Genomic DNA, 24,311 nt, shown 5'->3' on the forward strand with positions numbered 1-24,311 from the left:
CCCATGGCTAATCTCGCTCTGTTCGATCTCGACCACACGCTCATTCCCACTGACAGCGACCACGAATGGGGCCGCTTCATGGTGAAGCTCGGAATCGTCGACGGGGACACCTTCGCGCGTGAAAACGACCGCTTCTACGCGGACTACAAGGCCGGCAAGCTCGACATCCACGCGTACCTGGTCGCGATGCTGACGCCGCTCGCGCGCTATTCGCGTGCGCAGTTGAAGGAATGGCACGACCAGTACATGCACGAAGTGATCCGGCCGGCCATCGTTCCGGCCGCGCTCGGGCTGGTGGGCCGGCACCGCGACGCCGGCGATCTGTGCTGCATCATCACCGCGACGAACGAATTCATCACCGGCCCGATCGCGGAAGTGTTCGGCGTCGACAAACTGATCGCCTGCGAGGCCGAGACCGTCGACGGTCATCCGCAGTCGGCCTACACGGGTCGCCCCACCGGCACGCCGAGCTACAAGGAAGGCAAGATCGTACGCACGGAGGCCTGGCTCGCGTCGCTCGGCAAGACGTGGTCCGATTTCGAACGCAGCTACTTCTACAGCGATTCGCACAACGACATCCCGCTGCTCGAACGGGTCACCGACCCCATCGCGACCAACCCCGACGACACGCTGCGCGCCCATGCGCAAACACGCGGCTGGCGCATCCTCGAACTCTTTCAACCCACGTGATCAAGAAACTCATCCGCAAGCTGTTCGGCCAGGATACGGCAGCCACTGACGCGGCAACCCCCGCCGATACGACAGCCGCCGACGCCACCTCCCCCGCCACCGCGGCAAAAACGCGCCGCAAGCCAGCGCGCGATGCCGGCACGAAAGGCGCAAAAGCCGCGAAAGACACGAAGAGAGACCCCGACGTCCCGGTCATCATTCCGTCCGACATTCACGGCATCGACCCGTCACTGATCTCGCGCAACGCGATCCGCGTCACCGAGGGCCTGCAACAGGCGGGCTTCCGCGCGTTCATCGTCGGCGGCGCGGTGCGCGACCTGCTGCTCGGCGTCGCGCCGAAGGATTTCGACGTCGCCACCGACGCGACGCCCGAACAGGTGCAGAAGCTGTTCCGTCGCGCGCGCATCATCGGGCGGCGCTTCCAGATCGTGCACGTGCAGTTCGGCCAGGAAATCATCGAGACCTCGACGTTCCGTGCGCTGGTCGATCCGCCCGTCGCTCCGAAGGAAGACAGTACGGAAGACGCGCCGCCGAGACGGCTGCGACGCGACGAACTCGATCGCCGCACCCATGCGGTCGACGCGAGCGGCCGCGTACTGCGCGACAACGTGTGGGGCGAGCAGCACGAAGACGCGACGCGGCGCGACTTCACGATCAACGCGATGTACTACGATCCCGCGACGCAGACGGTCCTCGACTATCACAACGGGATGGCCGATATCCGTGCGCGCCTCCTGCGGATGATCGGCGACCCGGCCACGCGCTACCGCGAAGATCCGGTGCGGATGCTGCGGGTCGTGCGCTTCGCCGCGAAGCTCGATTTCGAGATCGAGGAAATGACGCGTGCACCGATCACGTCGCTCGCCGACCTGATCAACAACGTGCCGGCCGCGCGGCTCTTCGACGAAATGCTGAAGCTGCTGCTGTCGGGCCACGCGCTCGCGTGCCTGCAGCGGCTGCGCAAGGAAGGGCTGCATCACGGGCTGCTGCCGCTTCTGGACGTCGTGCTCGAACAGCCGCACGGCGAGAAGTTCATCACGCTCGCGCTGACCAACACCGACGCACGCGTGCGCGCCGGCAAGCCGGTATCGCCCGGCTTCCTGTTCGCGACACTGATGTGGCACGACGTGCAGCAGCGCTCGCAGCAAAACGCGGCGCGCGGCGAATACCCGGTGCCCGCGCTGCATCGCGCGATGGACGACGTCCTCGACATGCAGACCGAGAAGCTCGCGATCCACAAGCGCTTCTCGTCCGATATGCGCGAAATCTGGGGCCTGCAGTTGCGTCTCGAAAAACGTGGCCGCGGTGCGCTGAAGGTGCTGGAACACCAAAGATTTAGAGCAGGGTATGATTTCCTCCTGTTGCGCTGCGAATCCGGCGAACTCGACGAGTCGGTGGGAACGTGGTGGACGGAGTTCATCGAAGGAGACATCGCTGCGCGCGAAACATTGCTCACGCAAGGCGGGAAGGACCGGGCACCCAAAAAACGACGGCGGCGCGGTGGCGCCAGAAACCGCGCACCGGGTGACGGAATGGAGGGCGGTACGACAGCAGATAGCCGCGCAGCAAGCGACGTGAGCCCCGGCGGTACTCACGAGGATTGATGCGGCGCCTGCGTTCGCCGTCGAACGAAAGTTGCAGGAAGTGATGCCATGACGGTTGCCTATCTCGGCCTCGGCGCGAATCTCGGGGACGCGCGCCAGACCCTGAAAGATGCAGTGGTGTGCCTCGCACAGCAGCACACCATCTCCGTGCTCGCGAAATCGAGCTTTTATCGCACCGCGCCGATCGACGCGGGCGGCGACGACTACTTCAACTGCGTCGTGAAACTCGACACGACGTCGCCCGTACGGCACCTGCTTGCGCTGTGCCACAAGATCGAGCACCACTTCGGCCGCGAGCGTCCGTTTCGCAACGCGCCGCGCACGCTCGATCTCGACATCCTGCTGTACGGCGAACAATCCATCGAAGAACCTGATCTGATCGTGCCGCATCCGCGGCTCGTCGAACGCGCGTTTGTGCTCGTGCCGCTCCTCGAGATCGAGCCGGCGCTGATCATTCCGCAGCGCGGCCGCGCCGATGCGTTTCTCGCCTCCGTTGCACAGCAGCGCATCGAGAAAGTCAAATCGCCGTGTCAGTGCCCGATGTTGAGCGCACTCGCGGACACCGGCGACACCGCCAAAGGCACCTGCTCATGAGTTCGCCGCCGCTTACCGTCACCGCGCCGGCGCTGCGTCCGCCGTTCCGTTATCTGGCGATCGAAGGGCCGATCGGTGTTGGCAAAACGTCGCTCGCGAAGCGGCTCGCCGGACGCTGGTCGATGAACACGCTGTTCGAGCGGCCGCAAGACAACCCGTTTCTCGAGCGCTTCTATCGCGACACGAGCCGCTACGCGCTCGCCACGCAGCTGCACTTCGCGATGCAACGCGCGCAGCAGGCGCAGGAGATCGGCGCCGCGTATGCGACTGGCACGCCGCTCGTCGCCGATTTCATGACTCAGAAGAACGACATCTTCGCGCGTCTCACGCTGCCCGACGACGAGTGGCAGCTGTACCGTGCGCTCGCCGCGCGCATCGATGTGCCGGCGTCCGAAGGCAGCCCACGCGGCGCGCCTTCACCGGACCTCGTCGTCTATCTGCAGGCCAGCCCCGAAGTGCTGTTCGCGCGCATCCAGAAGCGCGCGGTGCCGATGGAACTGCAGATCCCCGATGCCTACCTGCGCGCGCTGTGCGACGCGTACAACGAGTTTTTCTACCATTACGACCGCACGCCCGTGCTGACGGTCAACGCGGAACATCTGAACCCGCTCGCATCCGACGCGGATCTGGCGCTGCTCATCGAACGGATCGAGACGATGCGCGGACGCAAGGAATTCTTCGTCAAGGGCACGTCGCTCTGACCGACGCTGGGCCGCGCGACGCGCACGACACTCTTCAACGCACCTCAAACGGATTCCCCCATGACCTATCTGCAGGAAGCGAGCCGGCACGCGATCACCGTCCCGAAGCTTCAGGCGATGCGTGACGCCGGCGAAAAGATCGCCATGCTCACCTGCTACGACGCGAGCTTTTCGGCGCTGCTGGACCGCGCGGGCGTCGACGTGCTGCTGATCGGCGATTCGCTCGGCAACGTGCTGCAAGGCCATACGACGACGCTACCCGTTTCGCTCGACGACATCGCGTACCACACGGCCTGCGTTGCACGCGCGAAGCCGTCGGCGCTGGTCGTGTCGGACCTGCCGTTCGGTACCTACGGCACGCCTGCCGATGCGTTCGCGAGCGCGACCCACGTGATGCGTGCCGGCGCGCAGATGATCAAGCTCGAAGGCGGCGAATGGCTCGCCGACACGGTGCGTTTTCTCGTCGAGCGCGCGGTGCCGGTCTGCGCGCACGTCGGGCTCACGCCGCAATCGGTGCATGCGTTTGGCGGCTTCAAGGTGCAGGGCAAGACCGAAGCCGGCGCGAGCCAGCTGCTGCGCGATTCACGTGCGCTGCAGGACGCGGGCGCACAGCTGATCGTGATGGAGGCGATCCCGACGCTGCTCGCCGCGGACGTCACGAAGCAGTTGCGCATTCCGACGATCGGGATCGGCGCGGGCATCGACTGCTCGGGTCAGGTGCTGGTGCTGCACGACATGCTGGGCATTTTCCCCGGCAAGCGGCCGCGCTTCGTGAAGGATTTCATGCAGGGTCAGCCGGGTATTTTCGATGCGGTCTCGGCCTACGTGCGCGCGGTGAAGGACGGCTCGTTTCCTGGGGCTGAGCATACGTTTTGAGTGGGGCTACGGCGTGACGATCCGCGCGGGCAGTGCGCCTCGTAGCGCGTTGCACAGCACGAGCGCCTCGGCGCGCTGCAAGTCGGCACGCGTGAGCACACGCTCCGCCGCCTGCCATACGGGATCGTCGAGCAGTACCGAGCGCATCACGCCGGGCAGCACACCTGCTGCGAGCGGCGGCGTCCACCAGCGACCATCGAGCTTGACGAACACATTCGAGCGCCCGCCTTCGGTCAGCTCGCCGCGTTCGTTGAAGAACAGCGTATCGAATGCGCCGTGTGCCTCGGCGTCGCGCCAGCCGCGATCGTAGTCGGCACGGCGCGTCGTCTTGTGGAGTAGCAGCGGATCGGCGGCCTGCGTCGCGGCAAAGCCGTGGTCCGGCCCGAGCAGCACGCCGATCTCGTCGTTTGCAATCGGTACGAGCGGCGCAAGCGGCGCGGCGACGATCTGAGCGACGCCTTCTTTACCAAGCGCAAGCCGCACGCGATGCGCGACACCCGGCGGCAGCGCCGCGCACTGCTCGTCGAGCCGCGCGCGCACCGCTTCTTCATCGAACGCAAAGCCGAAGCAGCGCGCGCTCGCGGACAACCGCTTGAGATGCCGGTCGAGATGACGGATGCGCTGCTCTTGCGTCGCATACATCGTTTCGAAAAGCTCGAAGCCCGGATCGGCGTCGGTGAGGAAACGGGCTTTCAACCGGCACTCGGCGTATTCGTCGGCGGCGACGCTGTCGAGTACGATTCCCGCGCCGACGCCCAACGTGCCGCGCCGTTCGCCTTCCGCCCGGCCGGGCGCATCGAGCGTCAGCGTGCGGATCGCCACCGACAGGCAGAAATCGCCGCACACACCTTCTTCCGTGGGCGCATCGAGCCAGCCGATCATCCCGGTGTAGAGTCCGCGCGGCGTCGTCTCGAGCGCGTCAATCAGCTGCATCGTGCGATGCTTCGGCGCACCGGTAATCGAGCCGCACGGAAACAGCGCGCGCAGCACGTCGCCGAACGACGTACGCGGCCGCAGCGCCGCGGTCACCGTCGACGTCATCTGCCACACCGATCCGTACGGTTCGACGGAAAACAACGCCGGCACGCTCACCGAGCCGATCTGCGCGACCCGCGACAGATCGTTGCGCAGCAAGTCGACGATCATCACGTTCTCGGCGCGGTTCTTCGGATCGTTCGCGAGGAAATCGGCGGCACGACGGTTGGTGTCGGGGTCGGTGGAGGTCGGGGCGGTGCCCTTCATTGGCCGCGCGACGAGCGTCCCGCTGTCATTGCGCACGAACAGCTCCGGCGAGCACGACAGCACCCAGCGGTCCCCCGGCAGCGCGGCCAGCGCGCCGTACGGCACCGGTTGACGCGCACGCAGCCGCCGGTAGAACGCGAGCGGCGCGCCGAACGCATCGAACGTCATCCGGTACGTGTAGTTGACCTGGTACGTCTCGCCGTCGCGCAGTGCTGCGTGAATGCGGTCGATCGCGTCGGTGAACTGCGCGCGATCGACGCTTTCGCGCAGGTTCGCCGCGCCGGCCACCGAAGGCTGTTCGGTCCCGCCGTCGCGTTGCGCGAGCCACGCGTCGACCGCGTCGCGCGACAGGCGCTCGCAGCACTTGAACAATAAAAAACGCAGCGGGGCGTTGCCCGGCTGCGTCGTATGAGTTTGTGTTTGCGTGTGCGAATCGCGGCTGCGCGACAGGTCGCGGCCGAACTCGTAGTCCGCCAGCACGACCGCGTGCAGACCTTCGCGCTGGCCAGCCGTGACTGCGTCGCACACCGCGTCGAGCGCGGCACCGCTCGCCTCCGTGCAGACATGCTCGCGCACGAAGCCGGTGTACAGGCGGCTCGACGGACGCTGCGCGGTCGACCCGCTGTCGTCGAGCAGGACGAACACGGCGTCGCGTTCGTCCTGCTCGTCGGTTGTCGTCGGGATTATCGGCATATCGGCATGACCCTGTTCACCCCGCGTGACCCCGCGTGACCCGATAGCGCTCAGTCGAAGAAGCTCTTCACCCGATCAAACCAGCTCTTGCTCTGCGGGCTGTGCCGCGCGCCGCCTTCCACCAGCGACTTCTCGAACTGTTGCAGCAGTTCGCGCTGCTGTTCGGTGAGCTTGACCGGCGTCTCGACCTGGACGTGCACGTACAGATCGCCCGCAATGCTCGAACGCAGACCCTTGATACCCTTGCCGCGCAGACGGAACGTCTTGCCCGACTGCGTGCCTTCCGATACCGGGAAGCTCGCGCGGCCCGCAAGCGTCGGCACTTCGATCTCGCCGCCGAGCGCCGCCGTCGTGAACGGAATCGGCATCTGGCAATGCAGATCGTCGCCGTCGCGTTCGAATACCGTGTGCGCCTTGATGTGGATTTCCACGTACAGGTCGCCCGACGGTCCGCCGTTGATGCCCGGCTCGCCGTTGCCGGCCGAGCGGATCCGCATGCCGTCGTCGATGCCAGCCGGGATCTTCACCTCGAGGGTCTTGGTTTCCTTGGTCTTGCCGGCGCCGTGGCAGTGCGTGCAAGGCTCGGGAATGTAGGTGCCGGTGCCGTGGCACTTCGGGCAGGTCTGCTGGATGCTGAAGAAGCCTTGCGACATCCGCACCGCGCCGGAACCGTTACAGGTCGGGCAGGTTTCCGGCTTCGTGCCGGGCTTCGCGCCGGATCCGTGGCACACCTCGCACGATACCCAGCTCGGCACGCGGATCTGCGTGTCGTAGCCGTGCGCGGCCTGTTCGAGTGTGATTTCCATGCTGTAGCGCAGATCGGCGCCGCGATACACCTGCGGGCCGGCACGGCCTCCCCCTCGGGCAGCGCCGCCGGCCGCCTGGCCGAAGATGTCGCCGAAGATGTCGCCGAACGCGTCGGCGAATCCGCCGAAGCCCTGTGCACCCGCGCCACCCATATTCGGATCGACGCCCGCGTGGCCGTACTGGTCGTAGGCCGCGCGCTTCTGCGAGTCCGACAGCATTTCATAGGCTTCCTTCACCTCCTTGAAACGCTCTTCCGAATCCTTGTTGTCCGGATTGCGGTCGGGGTGATGCTTCATCGCGAGCTTGCGATAAGCCTTCTTGATTTCGTCGTCGCTCGCGTTCTTCGCGACGCCCAGAACCTCGTAGTAATCCCGTTTCGCCATATCGGTTCAGCGCCAGCCGTGCGGTACAGCGCGGCGGCTCCTGTTGAATGCTGGAGTCTCGCGACTCGTCCAGGCACTGCGCACGATGCCGTTTGCACGGCGCACGCAGCGACCTCCACAAAACAAACGTGCCCGGGGAGCCAGAAGGCTCGCCGAGCGTGGTAACCGGTCATGCGCCCGATCAGCGCAGACCGTCTTGCAGCCGGTCATGCGCAGCATCGCTGCGCATGGTGTCGCGGTTAAACGCAACTGGCCTTAGTCCTTCTTCACTTCCTTGAACTCGGCATCGACGACGTCGTCTTCCGGCTGGCCGGCGGCACCACTCTCTGCCCCGCCGGCAGCGCCCGCGGCACCTGCTGCTGCGCCCGCGGCGCCTTGCGCAGCCTGCATGTCGGCGTACATCTTTTCGCCGAGCTTCTGCGACGACGTGGCCACCGCTTCGATCTTCGCCTCGATCGCGGCCTTGTCGCTCGCGCTGCTCTTCAGCGTTTCTTCGAGATCCTTCAATGCGGCTTCGATCTTTTCCTTCTCACCGGCTTCGAGCTTGTCGCCGTATTCGGTGAGCGCCTTCTTCGTGCTGTGCACGAGCGCATCGCCCTGGTTGCGGGCATCGGCCAGCTCGCGCAGCTTGTGATCTTCTTCGGCGTTCGCTTCGGCGTCCTTCACCATCTTCTCGATCTCGGCTTCCGACAAACCCGAGTTCGCCTTGATGACGATGCGGTTTTCCTTGCCGGTCGCCTTGTCCTTCGCGCCAACGTGCAGGATGCCGTTCGCGTCGATGTCGAAGCTCACTTCGATCTGCGGCACGCCACGCGGCGACGGCGGAATGCCTTCGAGGTTGAACTCGCCAAGCAGCTTGTTGCCGGCTGCCATTTCGCGTTCGCCCTGGAACACCTTGATCGTCACGGCGCCCTGGTTGTCGTCGGCCGTCGAGTACACCTGCGCATGCTTCGTCGGGATCGTGGTGTTCTTGTTGATCATCTTCGTCATCACGCCGCCGAGCGTTTCGATGCCGAGCGACAGCGGGGTCACGTCGAGCAGCAGCACGTCCTTGCGGTCGCCCGACAGCACCTGACCCTGGATCGCCGCACCGACTGCGACGGCTTCGTCCGGGTTCACGTCACGGCGCGCTTCCTTGCCGAAGAACTCCTTCACCTTGTCCAGCACCTTCGGCATACGCGTCTGACCGCCGACCACGATCACGTCGTCGATGTCGCTGACCTTCACGCCGGCGTCCTTGATCGCAACGCGGCACGGTTCGATCGTGCGTTCGATCAGGTCTTCGACCAGCGCTTCGAGCTTCGCGCGGGTGATCTTCAGGTTCAAGTGCTTCGGACCCGACGCGTCGGCCGTGATGTACGGCAGGTTGATTTCGGTCTGCTGGCCCGACGACAGTTCGATCTTCGCCTTTTCAGCGGCTTCCTTCAGGCGTTGCAGCGCGAGCACGTCCTTCGACAGGTCGACGCCCTGCTCCTTCTTGAACTCGCCGATGATGTAATCGATGATGCGCTGGTCGAAGTCTTCACCGCCGAGGAACGTATCGCCGTTGGTCGAGAGCACTTCGAACTGCATTTCGCCGTCGACATCCGCGATCTCGATGATCGAGATGTCGAACGTGCCGCCGCCGAGGTCGAACACCGCGATCTTGCGGTCGCCCTTTTCGGCCTTGTCGAGACCAAACGCGAGCGCGGCTGCGGTCGGCTCGTTAATGATCCGCTTCACTTCCAGACCGGCGATGCGGCCGGCGTCTTTCGTCGCCTGACGCTGGCTGTCGTTGAAGTACGCGGGAACCGTGATCACGGCTTCAGTGACTTCCTCGCCGAGATAGTCTTCGGCGGTCTTCTTCATCTTGCGCAGCACTTCCGCCGAAATTTGCGGCGGGGCGAGCTTCTGGTCGTGGGCTTCGACCCACGCGTCGCCATTGTCGGCCTTGACGATCTTGTAGGGCATCAGGCCGATGTCCTTCTGCACTTCCTTTTCTTCGAAGCGGCGACCGATCAGGCGCTTGACGGCAAACAGCGTGTTGCGCGGGTTGGTGACCGACTGGCGCTTCGCCGGTGCGCCGACGAGCACTTCGTTGTCGTCCATGTAGGCGATGACCGACGGCGTCGTACGGGCGCCTTCCGAGTTTTCGATCACCTTGACCTGATTGCCTTCCATCACCGCCACGCACGAGTTCGTGGTGCCGAGGTCGATGCCGATGATTTTGCCCATTTTTACCAATCTCCAGAAATTCGATGTGCTGCGGAACGCCTTGCGCCTGCTGGCTTTCGACCGACTTCCGCGTCCAGATTCGTACCTGCACTCAAGGTAAGTGCAACCGCATCGTTTTCAAGACCTTGTACCCGATGCGGTCTTTAATTTTTTTCAATCGCCGCCGGCTCCGGCCAGGGCCGCGTCGAACGACTCCGCGGTCACTTCCCGTATGTCGAACGCGGCGAATGCGGTCGCGTCGACCGGAATGCTGCTCCTGGCCGGCTCACCTGCTGCTGGTCTGGGGAAATCCGCAAACGCGTCCGCAAACGCGCTCGATACAGACGTGCAAATGACTTCGCCGGATTACTTCGGCTGCGTAACGGTTACGAGTGCCGGTCGCAGCACGCGGTCCGCGATCACGTAACCCTTTTGCAGCACCGTCACGACGGTGTTCGGCTCCTGCTCGGCCGGCACCATCGAAATGGCCTGGTGGCGATGCGGGTCGAACTTCTCGCCGACCGGATCGATCGGTACGACGCGCCCTTTCTCGAGCGCGCCCGTTAGCTGGCGCAGCGTCAGCTCGACGCCTTCGCGGACTTTCACGAGATCGTCCGACGAGTGGACGAGCGCAGCCTCGAGGCTGTCGACCACCGGCAGCAGATACTCGGCGAAGTTTTCGATCGCGAACTTGTGGGCCTTCGTGACGTCTTCCTGCGCGCGACGGCGCACGTTCTCGGTCTCGGCCTTCGCCCGCAGGAAGCTCTCCTGCAGATCGGCGATCCTGGCCTGCGCTTCGGCGAGCGCGGCGACGGCTTCGTTCGCCGCGTCCGCGGGTTCCTGCTGGGGCTGCGCGGCGGCCTGGCTCTCAACTTCGCCCCCCAAGGGGACTTGCTTCGCGGCGTCGGCGGGAGCCGGATCCTGGCCCGTCGGATTCTCTTGCGTGTTTTCCATGTCGCTGAAAGTCGTTAGAAATAATAGAAACCAGAAGCAAAAACAAAGCAGCCGGCGTCGCCGCTGCCCCTCGCAGACCGTGTTGTCGCGGCGCGACGCCGTACCGCTCGCTGCCGGTGCAGATGGGCGCGAAAACGGCGTTTTCAAGCCAACGGCGACGCTTTTTGCACTGCAACCGTGCTGCCGAAACGGCCCGTTACAACCATTACCCGCGCTTCATCAGATTGAGATTGAGCCCACCTCGCGGCTGGCCTAAACTCCATCCAAGCGTCAGAAAAGGCACGTTTACCCTAACCTTACGCGAACCCATCATCTTCCAATTGCCCGTTTCCATCCTGTGTGTTCAGGAGGTACCAGTGAAACTGACCTTTGCCATATCGGTGGTCGCCTTGGTACTCATCGCGGGCACCACGACCATCTGCATGTCCGGAGCCGTCACCGACAGCACGACCGAATACGGTAGCGTGCACGCGACGATGGAACAGATCTTCAATCCCCACCTGAAAGTTTGTCGATAACCCGCCGGTCCCGCTTGGTCGGCCGGCCGTGAAACGCCGCGGCCGGTTCGCGGTACGTCTTGCGGCGCTCCAGTTCCAGCAGCCGCTTCGCCTTTCCCTCAGCCGTCTCCTCATACAGTGTCTGCGCGACGCTGGCCGGACCGCGCACGTCGCATAGACCCAGCACGTCCACCTGCCAGACCGCGTGCTCGATCTCGATCTCGACCCGGTCGCCGACCCGCACGTCCTTTGCCGGCTTGACCGGCGCGCCGCCGACCCGCACCCGTCCTTTCTCGACAGCATCCGCGGCAAGCGACCGCGTCTTGAAGAAGCGCGCCGCCCATAGCCACTTGTCGATGCGCAGCCGCGCGCCTGGGTCCGTCGAAATCCTGTAGTTCATCGGCCGCTCCGGATCGCGCGGGCGCCTCGATGCGGGGCGTAACCCAATGCAGATACCATGCCTGCGCGCGATGTCGGGACGAAGGCATTCATGTCGTCACGGCCCCGTGCGCGTGTACCGTATGCGCCGCCTGAACCGGCCAGCCCTGCAGATTGACCGCGACGATCTCGCCGAGCGCCGCGATCCACGCGGGGGCGGTGTTCACACACGGAATGCGGTGAAACTCCTTGCCGCCTGCATGCACGAACTCGTCGCGCACTTCGATGCCGATCTCCTCGATCGTCTCGAGACAATCCGCTGTAAAGCCCGGGCAGAATACGTCGGCACGCCGTACGCCCGCTGCGCCCAGTTCCTTCAGCGTCGGCGCGGTGTACGGCTGCAGCCACTCGGCCTTGCCGAAGCGCGACTGGAAGGTCACGCGGCATTCGACCGGCGTCAGTTCGAGCGCATGCATCAACAGCGTGGCTGTTTGCTGGCACTGCTCGTGATACGGATCGCCGAGATCCAGCGTGCGCCGCGGCACGCCGTGGAAGCTCAACACCAGTTTGTCGCCGGCCGAGAAGTCGGGACGGCCGTGCGCGTGCCAGTAATGGTGCACCTGCGCCGCAAGCGCTGCGATGTACGCGGGATGATCCGCGTAGTGGCGCACGGTGCGGATCTCGGGCTGGTTGCGCATGCGGCCCAGCGCCGCGAACGCGTCGTCGAACGCGGTGGCCGTGGTCGACGACGAGTACTGCGGATACATCGGCATCAGCAGCACGCGCTCGGCGCCCGCGAGCTTCAGCTGGTTCAGCATCGCCGGGATGCCGGGCGTGCCGTAGCGCATCGCGTATTCGACGAGCGTGGTATAGCCGTTCGCGTGCAGCAGCTGGCGCAGCGCATCGACCTGCTTTTCGGTATGCACGCGCAGCGGCGAACCCTCGGGCATCCATACCGCCGCGTACCTCTTCGCGGACGACTGGCCGCGGAACGGCAGGATCAGCGTGCGCAGGATGATCTGCCACAGCAGCGCGGGGATTTCGACGACGCGCGGATCGGACAGGAACTGCGCGAGGTAGCGGCGCACCGCGCGGGGCGTCGGCGCATCCGGCGTGCCGAGATTGATCAGCAGCACGGCCACGCGATGGGCGGCGGCGGATTGCGACGGCCGCTCGAGATCGAAACGCATAGGCAACGGTCAACCGCGTACTGCGGAGTGGGGGCGAAAACGACCATTATAGCGGCGCGTCCCTGACCGGCTAGCTGGCCGTCCGGCCGATTGGCGGCGGCGGACGCCGCGCGCACTATCTACCTGCAGTGACACATACAGTGGCGCAGCGAACCGTTACTGCTGGGTTATTGCTGACTGAGCGTCAGCGACAGCAGCCGCGCGGTGATGTCGACGATCGGGATCACGCGGTTGTACGCCATGCGGGTCGGGCCGATCACGCCGAGCGTGCCGACGATCTTCCCGTTCACCTCGTACGGCGCGGTCACGACGCTCATTTCCTCGATCGGCACGAGGTTCGACTCGCCGCCGATGAAGATCTGCACGCCCTGTGCATGACTCGATACGTCGAGCAACTGAAGGAGGCTGGTTTTTTGGTCGAACACGTCGAACAGTTTGCGCAGCCGGGCCATATCGGACGACAGGTCGGCTACTTCGAGCAGATTGCGCTCGCCGGAGATCAGCACCGTGTCGCCAGTGTCGGACTCTTCGGTGCTCGCGGTAACGGCCGCGTGCATCAGCGTGGTCATGTCGCCGCGCAACGCGTCGATTTCTTCGCGCAGCCGGCGGCGCACGTCGTCGAACGACAGCCCGGCGAAATGCGCATTGATGTAATTGGATGCCTCGATGAGTTCGGACGGCGAGAAGTCGCGCTGCGTCGCCATGATGCGGTTCTGCACGTCGCCTTCGGGCGTCACGATGATGAGCAGGATGCGCTTGTCGGACAGCCGCATGAATTCGATCTGCTTGAACACGTGGCTGCGCCGCGGCGTGAGCACGACGCCGGCGAATTGCGACAGGCTGGACAGCACGCTCGCCGCGGCGGCGACGATCTTCTGCGGCTCGCCTGCCTGCAACGTGGTCTTGACCATGCGCGTTACCGCTTCCTCGTCCGCGGCGGACTCGAGCGTCAGCATCGTATCGACGAATAGCCGGTAGCCGCGCGGCGTCGGAATCCGGCCAGCCGACGTATGCGGACTGACCACGAGCCCCAGATCCTCGAGATCGGACAACACGTTGCGGATCGTCGCCGGGCTCAGCTCCAGCCCCGAGTAGCGCGACAGCGTGCGCGAGCCGACCGGCTGACCTTCGGCGATGTAGCGCTCGATCAGCGTTTTGAGGAGGGTTTGTGCGCGAGGATCTAGCATGGGGAAAAATTTTAGCTCAATGGCACGGCGAACGATATGACGGGAAGGTCGGCGCTATCCAGGGCCCCGTCGAACCCTGGGCCGGCACCGTGCACCCGCACGCAGCCGCGCCGCGGGCACGGGCAACACCCGCTGTCATCGGCGCTTCACCATTCTAACGATAATCGTCACCGTGCAAGCCGGGAATACCACGTCCGACGGTCGTCCGGCGCGCGCCGCGCTACAGGGCGGCAACGGGGGCGGCGACGGTTCTTTTCAGAACCCACCTATGGTGTAATGCCGGCATGCAAGTTACCAGCCAGTTCAGGACCGTTGCGCTCATTGGGCGCAGCAACACGCCCGGCATCAGCGAGCCGCTGACGGCGCTCGCCGCGTGCATCGAGAAGCGTGGCTTCGACATCGTGTTCGAAGCGGACACCGCCGCCGAAATCGGCGCGTCCGGCTACCCCGCACTGCAGCCCGCGGAGATCGGCGCGCGCGCCGACGTCGCGGTCGTGCTGGGCGGCGACGGCACGATGCTCGGCATCGGCCGGCAACTGGCGCCGTACCGCACGCCGCTCATCGGCATCAACCACGGGCGGCTCGGCTTCATTACCGACATCCCGCTCTCCGACATGTACGAGGTTATCCCGCAGATGCTCGCGGGCAGCTTCGAGCGCGAGGAGCGCACGCTGCTCGAAGCGCGCATCATGCGCAACGGCGATCCGATCTACCACGCACTCGCGTTCAACGACGTCGTCGTGAACCGCAGCGGCTTTTCGGGCATGGCGGAGCTGCGCGTGTCGGTGGACGGCCGCTTCATGTACAACCAGCGCTCCGACGGTCTGATCGTCGCGACGCCGACCGGCTCGACCGCGTACGCGCTGTCGTCGCAGGGGCCGATCCTGCATCCGCAGTTGCAGGGCCTCCTGCTCGTGCCGATCGCGCCGCACTCGCTGTCGAACCGGCCGATCGTGCTGCCGGACGACTCGAAGGTGAGCATCCAGATCGTCTCCGGCCGCGACGTCAACGTGAACTTCGACATGCAGTCGTTCACCGCGCTCGAACTCAGCGATACGATCGAAGTGCGCCGCTCGCGTCACACGGTGCCGTTCCTGCACCCGGTCGGCTACAGCTACTATGCGACGCTGCGCAAGAAGCTGCACTGGAACGAGTACCCGTCGCACGAAGAAGACGGCCCCGCCAGCTAGCCGCCCCCGGTCACCCGTCACCCCTGCCAACCAGACGACTCCATGCTTCGCCACCTCTCGATACGCGACTTCGTCATCGTCGCCGCGCTCGACCTCGAATTCGACAGCGGCTTCACGGTTTTCTCGGGCGAAACGGGCGCCGGCAAGTCGATCCTGATCGACGCGCTGGCACTCGCGCTCGGCGCCCGCGCGGATGCCAGCGTCGTGCGCACCGGCGAAGCCCGTGCGGACATCACGGCCGAATTCGATACCCATGACGAAGTCGACCGCTGGCTCGACGACCAGGCACTCGGCACCACCGACGACGCGGCGCACGGCACAGTGCTGCTGCGTCGCGTGATCGATGCGGGCGGGCGTTCGCGCGCGTTCGTCAACGGCACGCCGGCGACGCTCACGCAGCTACGCGAACTCGGCGAAATGCTCGTCGACATTCACGGGCAGCACGCACATCAACTGCTGATGCGCCCCGACGCGCAGCGCCAGCTATTCGATACGCACGCCGGCCTGCTCGACACCGCCGCGACCGTGAACCGCGCGTGGCGCGGCTGGCGCGACGCGGCCCAGGCCGTCGAACTCGCGCAAACGCGCGATCGCGAGTTGCAGCTGGAACGCGAGCGCCTCGCGTGGCAGCTTGCCGAACTCGACAAGCTCGCGCCGCAGCCCGGCGAATGGGACGACGTGAATGCCGAGCATCGGCGGTTGTCGCATTCGGCGAACCTGATCGACGGTGTGCAGAGCGCGCTCGGCGCGCTGTCCGAATCCGACGGCGCGATGATCTCGCAGCTCGGCTCGATCGTCTCGAAGCTGCGCGACCTCGCCGACATCGATCCGGCGCTGAACGATGCGCTCGCCGCGCTCGAACCCGCCGAAATCCAGTTGCAGGAAGCGGCCTATTCGCTGTCGCATTACGCGCAGCGTCTCGAACTCGATCCGAACCGGCTCGCGCAGGTCGAAAAGCGTCTCGAAGCACTGCACTCGGCCGCGCGCAAATTCCGCCTGCAGCCGCAGACGCTACCGGAAGAACACGAAGCACGTCGCGCGCAGCTCACCGCGCTCGACGCCGCCGCCGATCTCGACAGCCTGCGCGCCGCCGAAGCGAAGGCGAAGGACGCGTACCTCGCCGAAGCAAAACAACTGTCGAAGGCGCGCGTGAAGGCCGCGAAAGCGCTCGGCGCGGCGGTAACGACGGGCATGCAGGAACTGTCGATGGCGGGCGGCAGCTTCGAGGTCGCGCTGGTCGCGTTGCCGGAAGGCGGTGCGCACGGGCTCGAGCAGGTCGAGTTCCGTGTCGCCGGGCATGCGGGTGTGCCGCTGCGGCCGCTCGCGAAGGTCGCGTCGGGTGGCGAACTCGCGCGGATCAGCCTCGCGCTCGCCGTGATCGCGAGCGCCGCGAGCCCGACGCCCACGCTGATCTTCGACGAAGTCGATACGGGCATCGGCGGCGGGGTCGCCGAAGTGGTCGGGCGGCTGCTCCATCAGCTCGGCCGTAATCGCCAGGTGCTGTGCGTCACGCACTTGCCGCAAGTCGCCGCGCGCGGCGATCATCATTTTCAGGTAACGAAGGTGGCGCAGGCGTTGAATGGCAAAAGCGGCAAGACCGGCACGATCAGTACCGTCACGCCGCTCGATCGCGCGAGCCGCATTGAGGAAGTCGCGCGAATGCTCGGCGGTATCGAGATCACCGCGACCACGCGTAAGCACGCGAAGGAAATGTTGACTGCCTGAAGCGGGTGAGGTGCGCTGCCAGGAAAAAGCGGGAGCGCTGGGGCCCGGCGCGCACATCACGCATCTAACGCACCGGTCCAACGCACCGCCTAGTCCGCAGGCTCGACCTGCTCGCCCGCCCCCACTCCACCGAACACCCGGTTCCACAGCGTCAACACCACACCGCGCTCAATCGCAACAGCCGCCGGATCGACGCGCGCCTTCTCCATCCCGTCGAGCCGCAGCCGATGCTGCATCTTCCGGTACGCGCGATACGCGGCACCGACCGTCTCGGCCTCGTCCGCGCTCATCAAACCGAAGCGCGATCCCTCGCGCAGCAGCGCGATGTTGCCGGTATTGCGGATCAGCTCCGGATCGCGTGCCGCGTGCAACAGCACCCAGTACTGGACCAGGAACTCAATGTCCACCATCCCGCCGCGATCGTGCTTCAGGTCGAACAGCTCTGAACGGTTCGGATGGCCGGCCTCGACGCGCTCGCGCATATCGACGATCTCGCGTGCAAGCGGCCCGGCTTCGCGCGGCATCGTCAGCACCTGCTCGCGGATCGCCTCGAACTGCGCGCCGATCTCCGTGTCGCCCGCGCAGTAGCGCGCACGCGTCAGCGCCTGGTGCTCCCACACCCACGCGGTGTTGGCCGCGTCGCCCTCGCGCAGTTGATAACGGCGAAACGCGTCGAGATCGGTGACGAGTAGCCCCGACTCACCGTTCGGCCGCAACCGCAGATCGACGTCGAACAGCGTGCCCGCGCCGGTCGCCATCGTGAGCCACGTGATCAGGCGACGCGTGAACGACGTGTAGACGTCGGCGGCCACATCGTCGGGATCGTCGTACAGGAAGATCACGTCGAGATCCGATGCGTAGCCCAACTCCTTGCCGCCCAGTTTGCCGTACGCGATCACCGCGAAACGCGGCACGTCGCGATGGCGTTTTGCGAGCTGCGCCCACACCGCTTCGAGCGTCACGTCGAGCACCGCATCGGCGAGTTCGGACAGCCGGTCGCTGACGTGCTCGACGCTCAGCTTGCCCGCGAGATCGATCAGCAGGATGCGGAACACTTCGGCCTGGTGCGCGTGACGCAACAGGTCCATCTGCTGTTCGACGCCGTCGGCGGCCGCGAGATGCGCGCGCAATGCGCGCTTGAACTCGGGCCAGTCGAACGGGCTCGCGATCGCCTCGTCGTCGAGCAGTTCGTCGAGCAGTTGCGGATGGCGGATCAGATACCCCGCCGCCCAGTGCGATGCGCCGAGCACCGACAGCACGCGATGCAACGCATTCGGATATTCGGTAAGCAGCGCGAGATAGGCGCCGCGCCGGCTCACCGCCTCCAGCAGATCGAAGAAACGCGCGACCGTATCGCCTCGCCGCTCCGGCGGCTCGAGCGTGCGGGCCGCCTCGAGCGCCCGTTGAGCGGCGACGTCGAAGCGCTGCCGGCTACGCTCCGGCAGCCCCGCGTAACGCGACGACTGCCACATCGCGCGCAGCCGGGCGAGCAGCGACGCCGGCTCGGCGACGCCCAGTTCGATGATGTGCGCCTCGAGCGCGTCGCCCGCGCTGTCGTCGGCGAGCGCGCTGCTCCAGACCCACACCGCCGCGCTGTCCTCGGCGACGCCGCAGCCGCGACGGCCCTTCACCTTGTCGGAGAAAATCTGGTCGAACTGCAGTTCGACGCGGTCCCGATGCGCTTCGAGCTCGGCCATCAGTGCCGCGTAGTCGGCGAAGCCCATCACGGTTGCGAGGGCCGCGCGCTCCGTCGGATCGACGGGCATCGCGTGGGTCTGTGCGTCGTCTCGATATTGCAGCCGGTGCTCGAGCTCGCGCAGAAAGCGATACGCATTCGATAGTTCCGCGCACACGGACCGCGCGATCAACCCGCCCGCGGCAGCATGGCGCAGCACGGAGAGCGTCGGCCGCACGCGAAAGCCAGCGTCCTGGCCGCCGCGGATCAACTGGAAGACCTGCGCGCTGAACTCGATCTCGCGGATGCCGCCGCGGCCGAGCTTGATGTCGTCGGCCTTGTCGGGGCGCATCGACGCGCGGCGCTGCGCCTCCTGGCGAATCTGCACGTGCAGCGCGCGGATCGCGCCGATCACGCCGAAATCGAGATAACGCCGATAGATGAACGGTATGCAGATCTTGCCGAGCTGCTTCGCCAGACGCCGCGCAGATTCGCTGCGACCCTCCGACACGAGGCGCCCCTTGATCCACGCATAGCGCTCCCACTCGCGGCCCTGCACGTAGAAATACTCTTCGAGCATCCCGAGGCTGCAGACGAGCGGTCCCGAATCGCCGTTCGGCCGCAGCCGCATATCGACGCGGAACACGTAGCCGTCGGCGGTCACTTCGGCGAGCGCGCCGATCAGTCGCCGGCCGACCCGCGTGAAGAATTCCTGCGTCGCGATCGGCGCGCGTTCGCCGCCGGCCGTCTCGCCGTCGTCCTCGTAGACGAAGATCAGATCGATATCCGACGACACATTCAACTCGCGCCCGCCGAGCTTGCCCATCCCGACGACACCGAGCGTCAGCCGCTCGCCGTTCGCGCCGCGCGGCTCGCCGTACAGCGCTTCGAGATCGGCCGTGACGGCAGCAAGCGCGCGCTGGACCGTCGCTTCCGCGAGGTCGGTCATCGCACCGGTCACCTCGGCGACGTCGGCGATACGCGCGAGGTCGCGCTCCATCACGGCGCAGAACACTTCGGTGCGCAGCTGCCGCAGCGCCCGCTTCAGTGCATCGTCTCCAGCGGCGGTCGCGGCACACGCTTCGCACAACGCGTCGAGCCGCGCTTCGATGCGCTCGCGCGTGATCGGCGCCGCGGCCAGCGCCGCCACGCGCACCGCAAGGTCCGGGCGGGCGACGACTGCGCGCGCGACGTAATGCGAATAGCTGGAACTCAGCGGGATGGCATCAGTCTTCAAAGGTCTGGCTCGCTCGTTGCTTCGTGGTGGTTACCTGGCTGTTGCCTGGTTACCGCTTCGTTTGCTTCGTGGTGCTGGACAGTCTCGATCCGCTCGTGCCAAGTGCACCACGCGAGCCTGCGGACGGGCTGCAAAACGGCATGGACAACGGGTTTGCAGGGAGTCCGTGCACGCAGGCCCGTGTGTTACATTTCGTCGTCAGACCGCAAAACTACCATACCCGCTATCCGCCGCAGCATGTCCGAGCGAAACGACTCCGCCGACCCGCAACAAGCCGGAAGTACCCGGCCCGCAGGCGGAAGCGACCACGTGGTACTGCGCCACACGCTGCGGGTGGTGCTGTGTATCGCGCTCGTCGTTTATTTCATCGCAGCCGCGCTGTTTTTCGGCCTGCGCTACGTCGTGCTGCCGCGCGTCGACGATTTCCGCCCGCGCATCGAAGCGCTCGTCTCCAGCAAGATCCACGCTGAACTGCGGATCGGCAAGCTCGCGCCGCACTGGGTCGGCTTCCAGCCCGGCGTCGACGTCACCCAGCTCACCATTCGCGACCACGACGGCCACGTCGCACTGAACATTCCGCACGCCACCGCGACGGTGTCGTGGCGCTCGCTCGTGCAGCTCACACCGCTGCTGTCGAGCGTAGTCGTCGATCAGCCGGACGTGCTGGTCGAGCGCGCATCGGACGGCACGCTGTCGGTCGCCGGCGTGCCGATGCCGAGCACCCACACCGGCAACGACACGTTCACGACATGGCTGCTGCGCCAGCAGGCAATCGTGCTGCGCGGCGGCACGCTGCGCTGGCGCGACGCGCAGCACGATGCGCCCGAACTCGCGCTGCAGGACATCCGCCTCGCGATTCTCAACGACGGCTACGACCACCGCGTCGCGCTGCAGGCGCCCGCCGAAGGCACCGTCCTGCACGGCCCGCTCGACTTCCGCGCACAGTTCCGTCACGCGCGGCTCTCGGCGATCGGCAAGCCGGTCAACTGGAGCGGCACCGCGTACGTGTCGACCGGCCCCGTCGATCTGCCGACGCTGTCGCACTACCTCGACTTCCCGATCGAGACCTTCGCGGGCCGCATCGACAACGCGATCTGGATCGACTTCGGCGAAGGCCGGATGAAGTCCGCGCACGGCGAGCTTTCCGGCATCGACGTGTCGCTGCGCGTGCGGCCGACGCAGCCGAAGCTCGACATGCCGGTCGCGCGCTTCTCGTGGACGCTCGCCGCGCCCGGGCGCGGCGACTACACGCTGACGCTGCGCAACCTGCACGCCGAACTCGGCCAGCCGCCGCTCGACGATGGCACGCCACTCACGCGCACCCTCGCCTTCTCGACGCTGACCGGCCGCTACCGGATGCCGACCGTGCAGCACGGCCAGTTAGTCAGCGTGGCCGGCGATCGCGTCGACCTCGGCATGCTCGCCGAATTCAGCCGGGCGCTGCCGCTGCCGCGCCGGCTGCTGAACGAACTGGTGCTCTTCAATCCGCGCGGGCTCGTCGCCAATTACGAGATGGAGATCGAGCGCGCGACGCCGGAAGGCGGCGAGGCCGCTGCCGAGCGTGGCACGACCGGCAAGGAGCCGGTCGAGCACTATCGCTTCAAGGGCGATCTGCAAGGTATCAGCTTCGCTGCGCAGGAACCGCCGCCCGGCCTCACCGCGCTGAATCACCCGCGCGCCGGCATTCCCGGCGTCGAAAACCTGTGGGGCCACGTCGATGCGGACGAATCGCATGGCTCGATCATGCTCGACACCGCGAACGCGGCGGTCACGCTGCCCGGCGTGTTCGACGATCCGCGGCTGACGTTCGACCGGTTGCACGGTGCGGGCACGTGGACCGTCACGCCGGCGCCGGGCGAAGCGCACAAGGCGTTTGCCGTGTCGGTGTCCAGCCTGACCGTGCAGAACGCCGACCTGCTCGGCACGATCGTCGCGAATTATTCGAATCCGGGCCACGGCCGCGGCGCACTCGACCTGAAGGCGACCATCGATCGCGCGCAGGTGCCGCGCATCGTCCGCTATCTGCCGACCAGCATCAGCGAGAAGCTGCGCACCTATCTCGGCCACGGGCTGCAGTCCGGCACGTCGCACGGCGCGACGATCGAAGTGCATGGCGACCTGACCAAATTCCCGTATTCACGCGAGCCGTCGGCGGGCGTGTTCCACATCGTCGCACCGTTCAAGGGCGGCTCGTTCGACCCGTCGCCGTTTCCGCCGAAGACGATGAAGGACGGCACACCGAGTGTCTGGCCACCGCTCGTCGGGATCGACGGCGTGTTCGAGATCAAGGAGAACCTGCTGCGCTTCGACGTCGACCGCGCGCACTACCAGCGCGTCGCACTCCACAAGGTGACCGGCAAGATCGACGATCTCGGCACGAAGGCCTCGAGCCTCGTGATCGCCGGCGACGGCCGCGGCCCGCTCGCCGACATGCTCGACTACGTGAACCGCAGCGCGCTCGGCGGCATGTCGAAGCACAAGGCGGAAAAGATCCACGCCGACGGTCCCGCCACGCTCGCGTTGAAGCTCACGGTGCCGCGCACGCCGAAGCCGCACGTCGCGGTCGAGGGCACGGTCGGCTTCCAGAACAACCGTCTCGCGATGGATAACGTGCCGCCGCTGTCGCAACTCAACGGCAAGGTCCACTTCACGCAGCGCACGGCTGCGCTCGACCGGCTGTCGGGCCGCTTCCTCGGCGGCGACGTGCGCGCGAACGGTGGCCTGAAACAGGACGGCAGCTATGCGCTCGACGTCGCGGGCCACATCGCCGTCGACGCCGCCCGCGGCCTGAATCTGCACGGCCCCGCCGCGCAGGTGCTGACGCGGATGTCCGGCAACGCGCCCTACGACCTGAAGGTGCAGGGCCGCAAGGGGCAGTCGCCCAACGTGACCGCGAACTCCGATCTCACCGGCCTCGCGCTGAATTTTCCGGCGCCGTTCAACAAGCCGGTCGGCACACCGATGCCGCTGCACTTCGCGCTGCAGCCGGCCGCGCAGGAGCCGCACGTCGGCGCCGGGAACGCTGCCGGTCTGCAACGCGCGGATCTGACGTTCGGCCCGATCGCCGCCACCTATCTGCTGCAGCTCGCGCCGAACGCACAGCCGGCCGTCGTGCGCGGCGCGGTCGGCGTGAACAAGCCGGCGGACCTGCCGTCCGAAGGCGTCATCGCGGCGGTCGATCTCGATACGTTCGACGCCGACGCGTGGCGCACGCTCGTCACCGACATGCGCCGCAACGGCGACAGCCCGCCGCCGGGCGTGACGCCCAGCGCCGCGGCGCAGTTCCTGCCGAACCGGTTCGCGGTTCATATCGGCATGCTGACGCTGCTCAAGCGGCATTGGGAAAGCGTTGTCGTCGGCGCATCGCACATCGACAACAATTGGCAGGCGAACATCGCGTCGAACCAGGTGTCAGGGCACCTGTCGTGGCTGCCCGGCGCCACCAAAGAGTCGCCGGGCACGCTGCAGGCGCGGCTCGCGCGGCTCGTGATTCCGTCGGCATCGGAAAACGATCTGCTCGGCCAGGCCATGTCCCAGCCGGCGCAGAACATGCCGTCGATCGACCTGATCGTGAACGAGCTCATCGTGCGCGGTCGCAACTTCGGCCGGCTCGAGGTCGATGCGCACAACACCGACGAGGACGGCGTAGCAGTCTGGCAGCTCGACAACCTCGAGATCAGCAACCCGGCCGCGAAGCTCACCGCGACCGCGAACTGGCGCACCTCCCGCCGCCTCGGCGCGAATGCCGACGAGGACACGCCGCGCCGCACGGTGTTCGATTTCAAACTGGACATCAAGGACGCGGGCGCGCTGCTCGAACGCGCGGGCCTGCCGCGCACCCTCAAGGGCGGCTCGGGCACGCTCGCGGGCAAGGTCGGCTGGCGCGGCGGCCCGACTGCGATCGATTACCCGACGCTCGGCGGCAATCTGTCGGTCGACCTGCGGCATGGGCAGATCCTCAAGGTCGATCCGGGCGTCGCGAAACTGCTCGGCGTGCTGAGCCTGCAAAGCCTCGCGCGCTTCGCGACGCTGAACTTCCGCGACGTGATCGGCGAGGGCCTGCCGTTCGAAAGCGTAACGGGCACCGGTCGCATCGAGAACGGCATCGGCCGCACCGACGACTTCAAAATGGTAACCGCGCCCGCGCGCGCCGAGATGCGCGGCACCGTGAATCTCGCGAAGGAAACGCAGGACCTCGACGTCCACGTCATACCGACCGTCAGCGCCGGTGCCGCAGTGGTCGCGGCGGCGGTCCTCAATCCGCTGCTCGGGCTGGGCGCGCTGGTCGCCGACTTCGCGCTGTCGCATTCGATCAGCAAGGCGTTCGCGCTCGACTACGCGATCACCGGATCGTGGTCCAAACCGCACGTCGAGCGGGTGCATGGCGATAGAGGTAAGATGGACGCACCCGCTTCGGCGGCGGCCGTACCCTGAGCCCACGTCCCGCGCGGGTCGGAGCCGAAGCCACGGCCGGTTCATTGCTCCGCGCCGCCCT

At 66.3% G+C, this 24,311-nt stretch carries 17 protein-coding genes; 8 read left to right on the plus strand and 9 right to left on the minus strand.

Features of this window, described 5'->3' with window-relative positions; all coding sequences use genetic code 11:
• Positions 1-3 precede the first annotated feature (3 nt).
• From ACREXZ_RS16050 to panB, 5 genes are read left to right on the plus strand one after another with little or no spacing between them, the layout of a single operon-like run.
• Positions 4-690, plus strand: coding sequence for an HAD family hydrolase (locus tag ACREXZ_RS16050; RefSeq protein ID WP_431765085.1), 687 nt, complete (start codon positions 4-6; stop codon positions 688-690).
• Positions 687-2,294, plus strand: coding sequence for a polynucleotide adenylyltransferase PcnB (gene pcnB / locus ACREXZ_RS16055; RefSeq protein ID WP_431765086.1), 1,608 nt, complete (start codon positions 687-689; stop codon positions 2,292-2,294). The genes ACREXZ_RS16050 and pcnB overlap by 4 nt, the downstream gene beginning before the upstream one ends.
• Positions 2,295-2,342: 48 nt before the next feature.
• Positions 2,343-2,888, plus strand: a complete 546-nt coding sequence (folK, locus tag ACREXZ_RS16060) for a 2-amino-4-hydroxy-6-hydroxymethyldihydropteridine diphosphokinase (protein WP_431765087.1) — start codon at positions 2,343-2,345, stop codon at positions 2,886-2,888.
• Positions 2,885-3,589, plus strand: a complete 705-nt coding sequence (locus ACREXZ_RS16065; protein ID WP_431765088.1) for a deoxynucleoside kinase — start codon at positions 2,885-2,887, stop codon at positions 3,587-3,589. Before folK ends, ACREXZ_RS16065 begins: the two co-directional genes overlap by 4 nt.
• Before the next feature lie 60 nt (positions 3,590-3,649).
• Positions 3,650-4,465 carry a 3-methyl-2-oxobutanoate hydroxymethyltransferase gene (panB, locus tag ACREXZ_RS16070; protein WP_431765089.1) on the plus strand — a complete coding sequence of 272 codons (816 nt, stop codon included), beginning with the start codon at positions 3,650-3,652 and terminating at the stop codon, positions 4,463-4,465.
• Positions 4,466-4,471: 6 nt separating this feature from the next.
• Here the strand turns inward: panB and pabB are convergent, their stop codons facing one another.
• From pabB to hrcA, 8 genes are all read right to left on the minus strand, one after another.
• A complete protein-coding gene (gene pabB / locus ACREXZ_RS16075; RefSeq protein ID WP_431765090.1) occupies positions 4,472-6,400 on the minus strand; it encodes an aminodeoxychorismate synthase component I in 1,929 nt (642 codons plus the stop codon).
• A 50-nt stretch (positions 6,401-6,450) separates the two neighbouring features.
• Positions 6,451-7,590, minus strand: coding sequence for a molecular chaperone DnaJ (gene dnaJ, locus ACREXZ_RS16080; RefSeq protein WP_431765091.1), 1,140 nt, complete (start codon positions 7,588-7,590; stop codon positions 6,451-6,453).
• A 255-nt stretch (positions 7,591-7,845) separates the two neighbouring features.
• Positions 7,846-9,804, minus strand: coding sequence for a molecular chaperone DnaK (gene dnaK / locus ACREXZ_RS16085; protein WP_431765092.1), 1,959 nt, complete (start codon positions 9,802-9,804; stop codon positions 7,846-7,848).
• Between the two features lie 345 nt (positions 9,805-10,149).
• Entirely contained in the window at positions 10,150-10,737 is a 588-nt protein-coding gene (grpE, locus tag ACREXZ_RS16090) for a nucleotide exchange factor GrpE (RefSeq protein ID WP_431765093.1), read from the minus strand.
• Between the two features lie 343 nt (positions 10,738-11,080).
• Positions 11,081-11,230, minus strand: a complete 150-nt coding sequence (locus ACREXZ_RS16095; RefSeq protein WP_431765201.1) for a hypothetical protein — start codon at positions 11,228-11,230, stop codon at positions 11,081-11,083.
• Positions 11,227-11,634: an RNA-binding S4 domain-containing protein gene (locus tag ACREXZ_RS16100; protein WP_431765094.1), complete on the minus strand. Its 408-nt coding sequence runs from the start codon at positions 11,632-11,634 to the stop codon at positions 11,227-11,229. Before ACREXZ_RS16100 ends, ACREXZ_RS16095 begins: the two co-directional genes overlap by 4 nt.
• Before the next feature lie 88 nt (positions 11,635-11,722).
• Positions 11,723-12,802, minus strand: a complete 1,080-nt coding sequence (hemH, locus tag ACREXZ_RS16105; RefSeq protein ID WP_431765095.1) for a ferrochelatase — start codon at positions 12,800-12,802, stop codon at positions 11,723-11,725.
• Between the two features lie 167 nt (positions 12,803-12,969).
• Entirely contained in the window at positions 12,970-13,989 is a 1,020-nt protein-coding gene (gene hrcA, locus ACREXZ_RS16110) for a heat-inducible transcriptional repressor HrcA (RefSeq protein ID WP_431765096.1), read from the minus strand.
• 284 nt (positions 13,990-14,273) lie between these two features.
• On the opposite strand from hrcA, the gene ACREXZ_RS16115 reads away from it, so the two are divergent.
• Both ACREXZ_RS16115 and recN read left to right on the plus strand, forming a co-directional pair.
• Positions 14,274-15,179, plus strand: a complete 906-nt coding sequence (locus ACREXZ_RS16115) for an NAD kinase (protein WP_431765097.1) — start codon at positions 14,274-14,276, stop codon at positions 15,177-15,179.
• Between the two features lie 42 nt (positions 15,180-15,221).
• Positions 15,222-16,904 carry a DNA repair protein RecN gene (recN, locus tag ACREXZ_RS16120; protein WP_431765098.1) on the plus strand — a complete coding sequence of 561 codons (1,683 nt, stop codon included), beginning with the start codon at positions 15,222-15,224 and terminating at the stop codon, positions 16,902-16,904.
• A gap of 89 nt (positions 16,905-16,993) precedes the next feature.
• Here the strand turns inward: recN and glnE are convergent, their stop codons facing one another.
• Entirely contained in the window at positions 16,994-19,816 is a 2,823-nt protein-coding gene (glnE, locus tag ACREXZ_RS16125) for a bifunctional [glutamate--ammonia ligase]-adenylyl-L-tyrosine phosphorylase/[glutamate--ammonia-ligase] adenylyltransferase (protein ID WP_431765099.1), read from the minus strand.
• Between the two features lie 237 nt (positions 19,817-20,053).
• On the opposite strand from glnE, the gene ACREXZ_RS16130 reads away from it, so the two are divergent.
• Positions 20,054-24,250 (plus strand): YhdP family protein, encoded by a 4,197-nt coding sequence (locus tag ACREXZ_RS16130; RefSeq protein ID WP_431765100.1) that lies wholly within the window; start codon positions 20,054-20,056, stop codon positions 24,248-24,250.
• Positions 24,251-24,311: the final 61 nt, after the last annotated feature.

Origin of the sequence: Paraburkholderia sp., assembly GCF_050742655.1 — a bacterium.
In the GTDB taxonomy this organism is placed as follows: domain Bacteria; phylum Pseudomonadota; class Gammaproteobacteria; order Burkholderiales; family Burkholderiaceae; genus Paraburkholderia.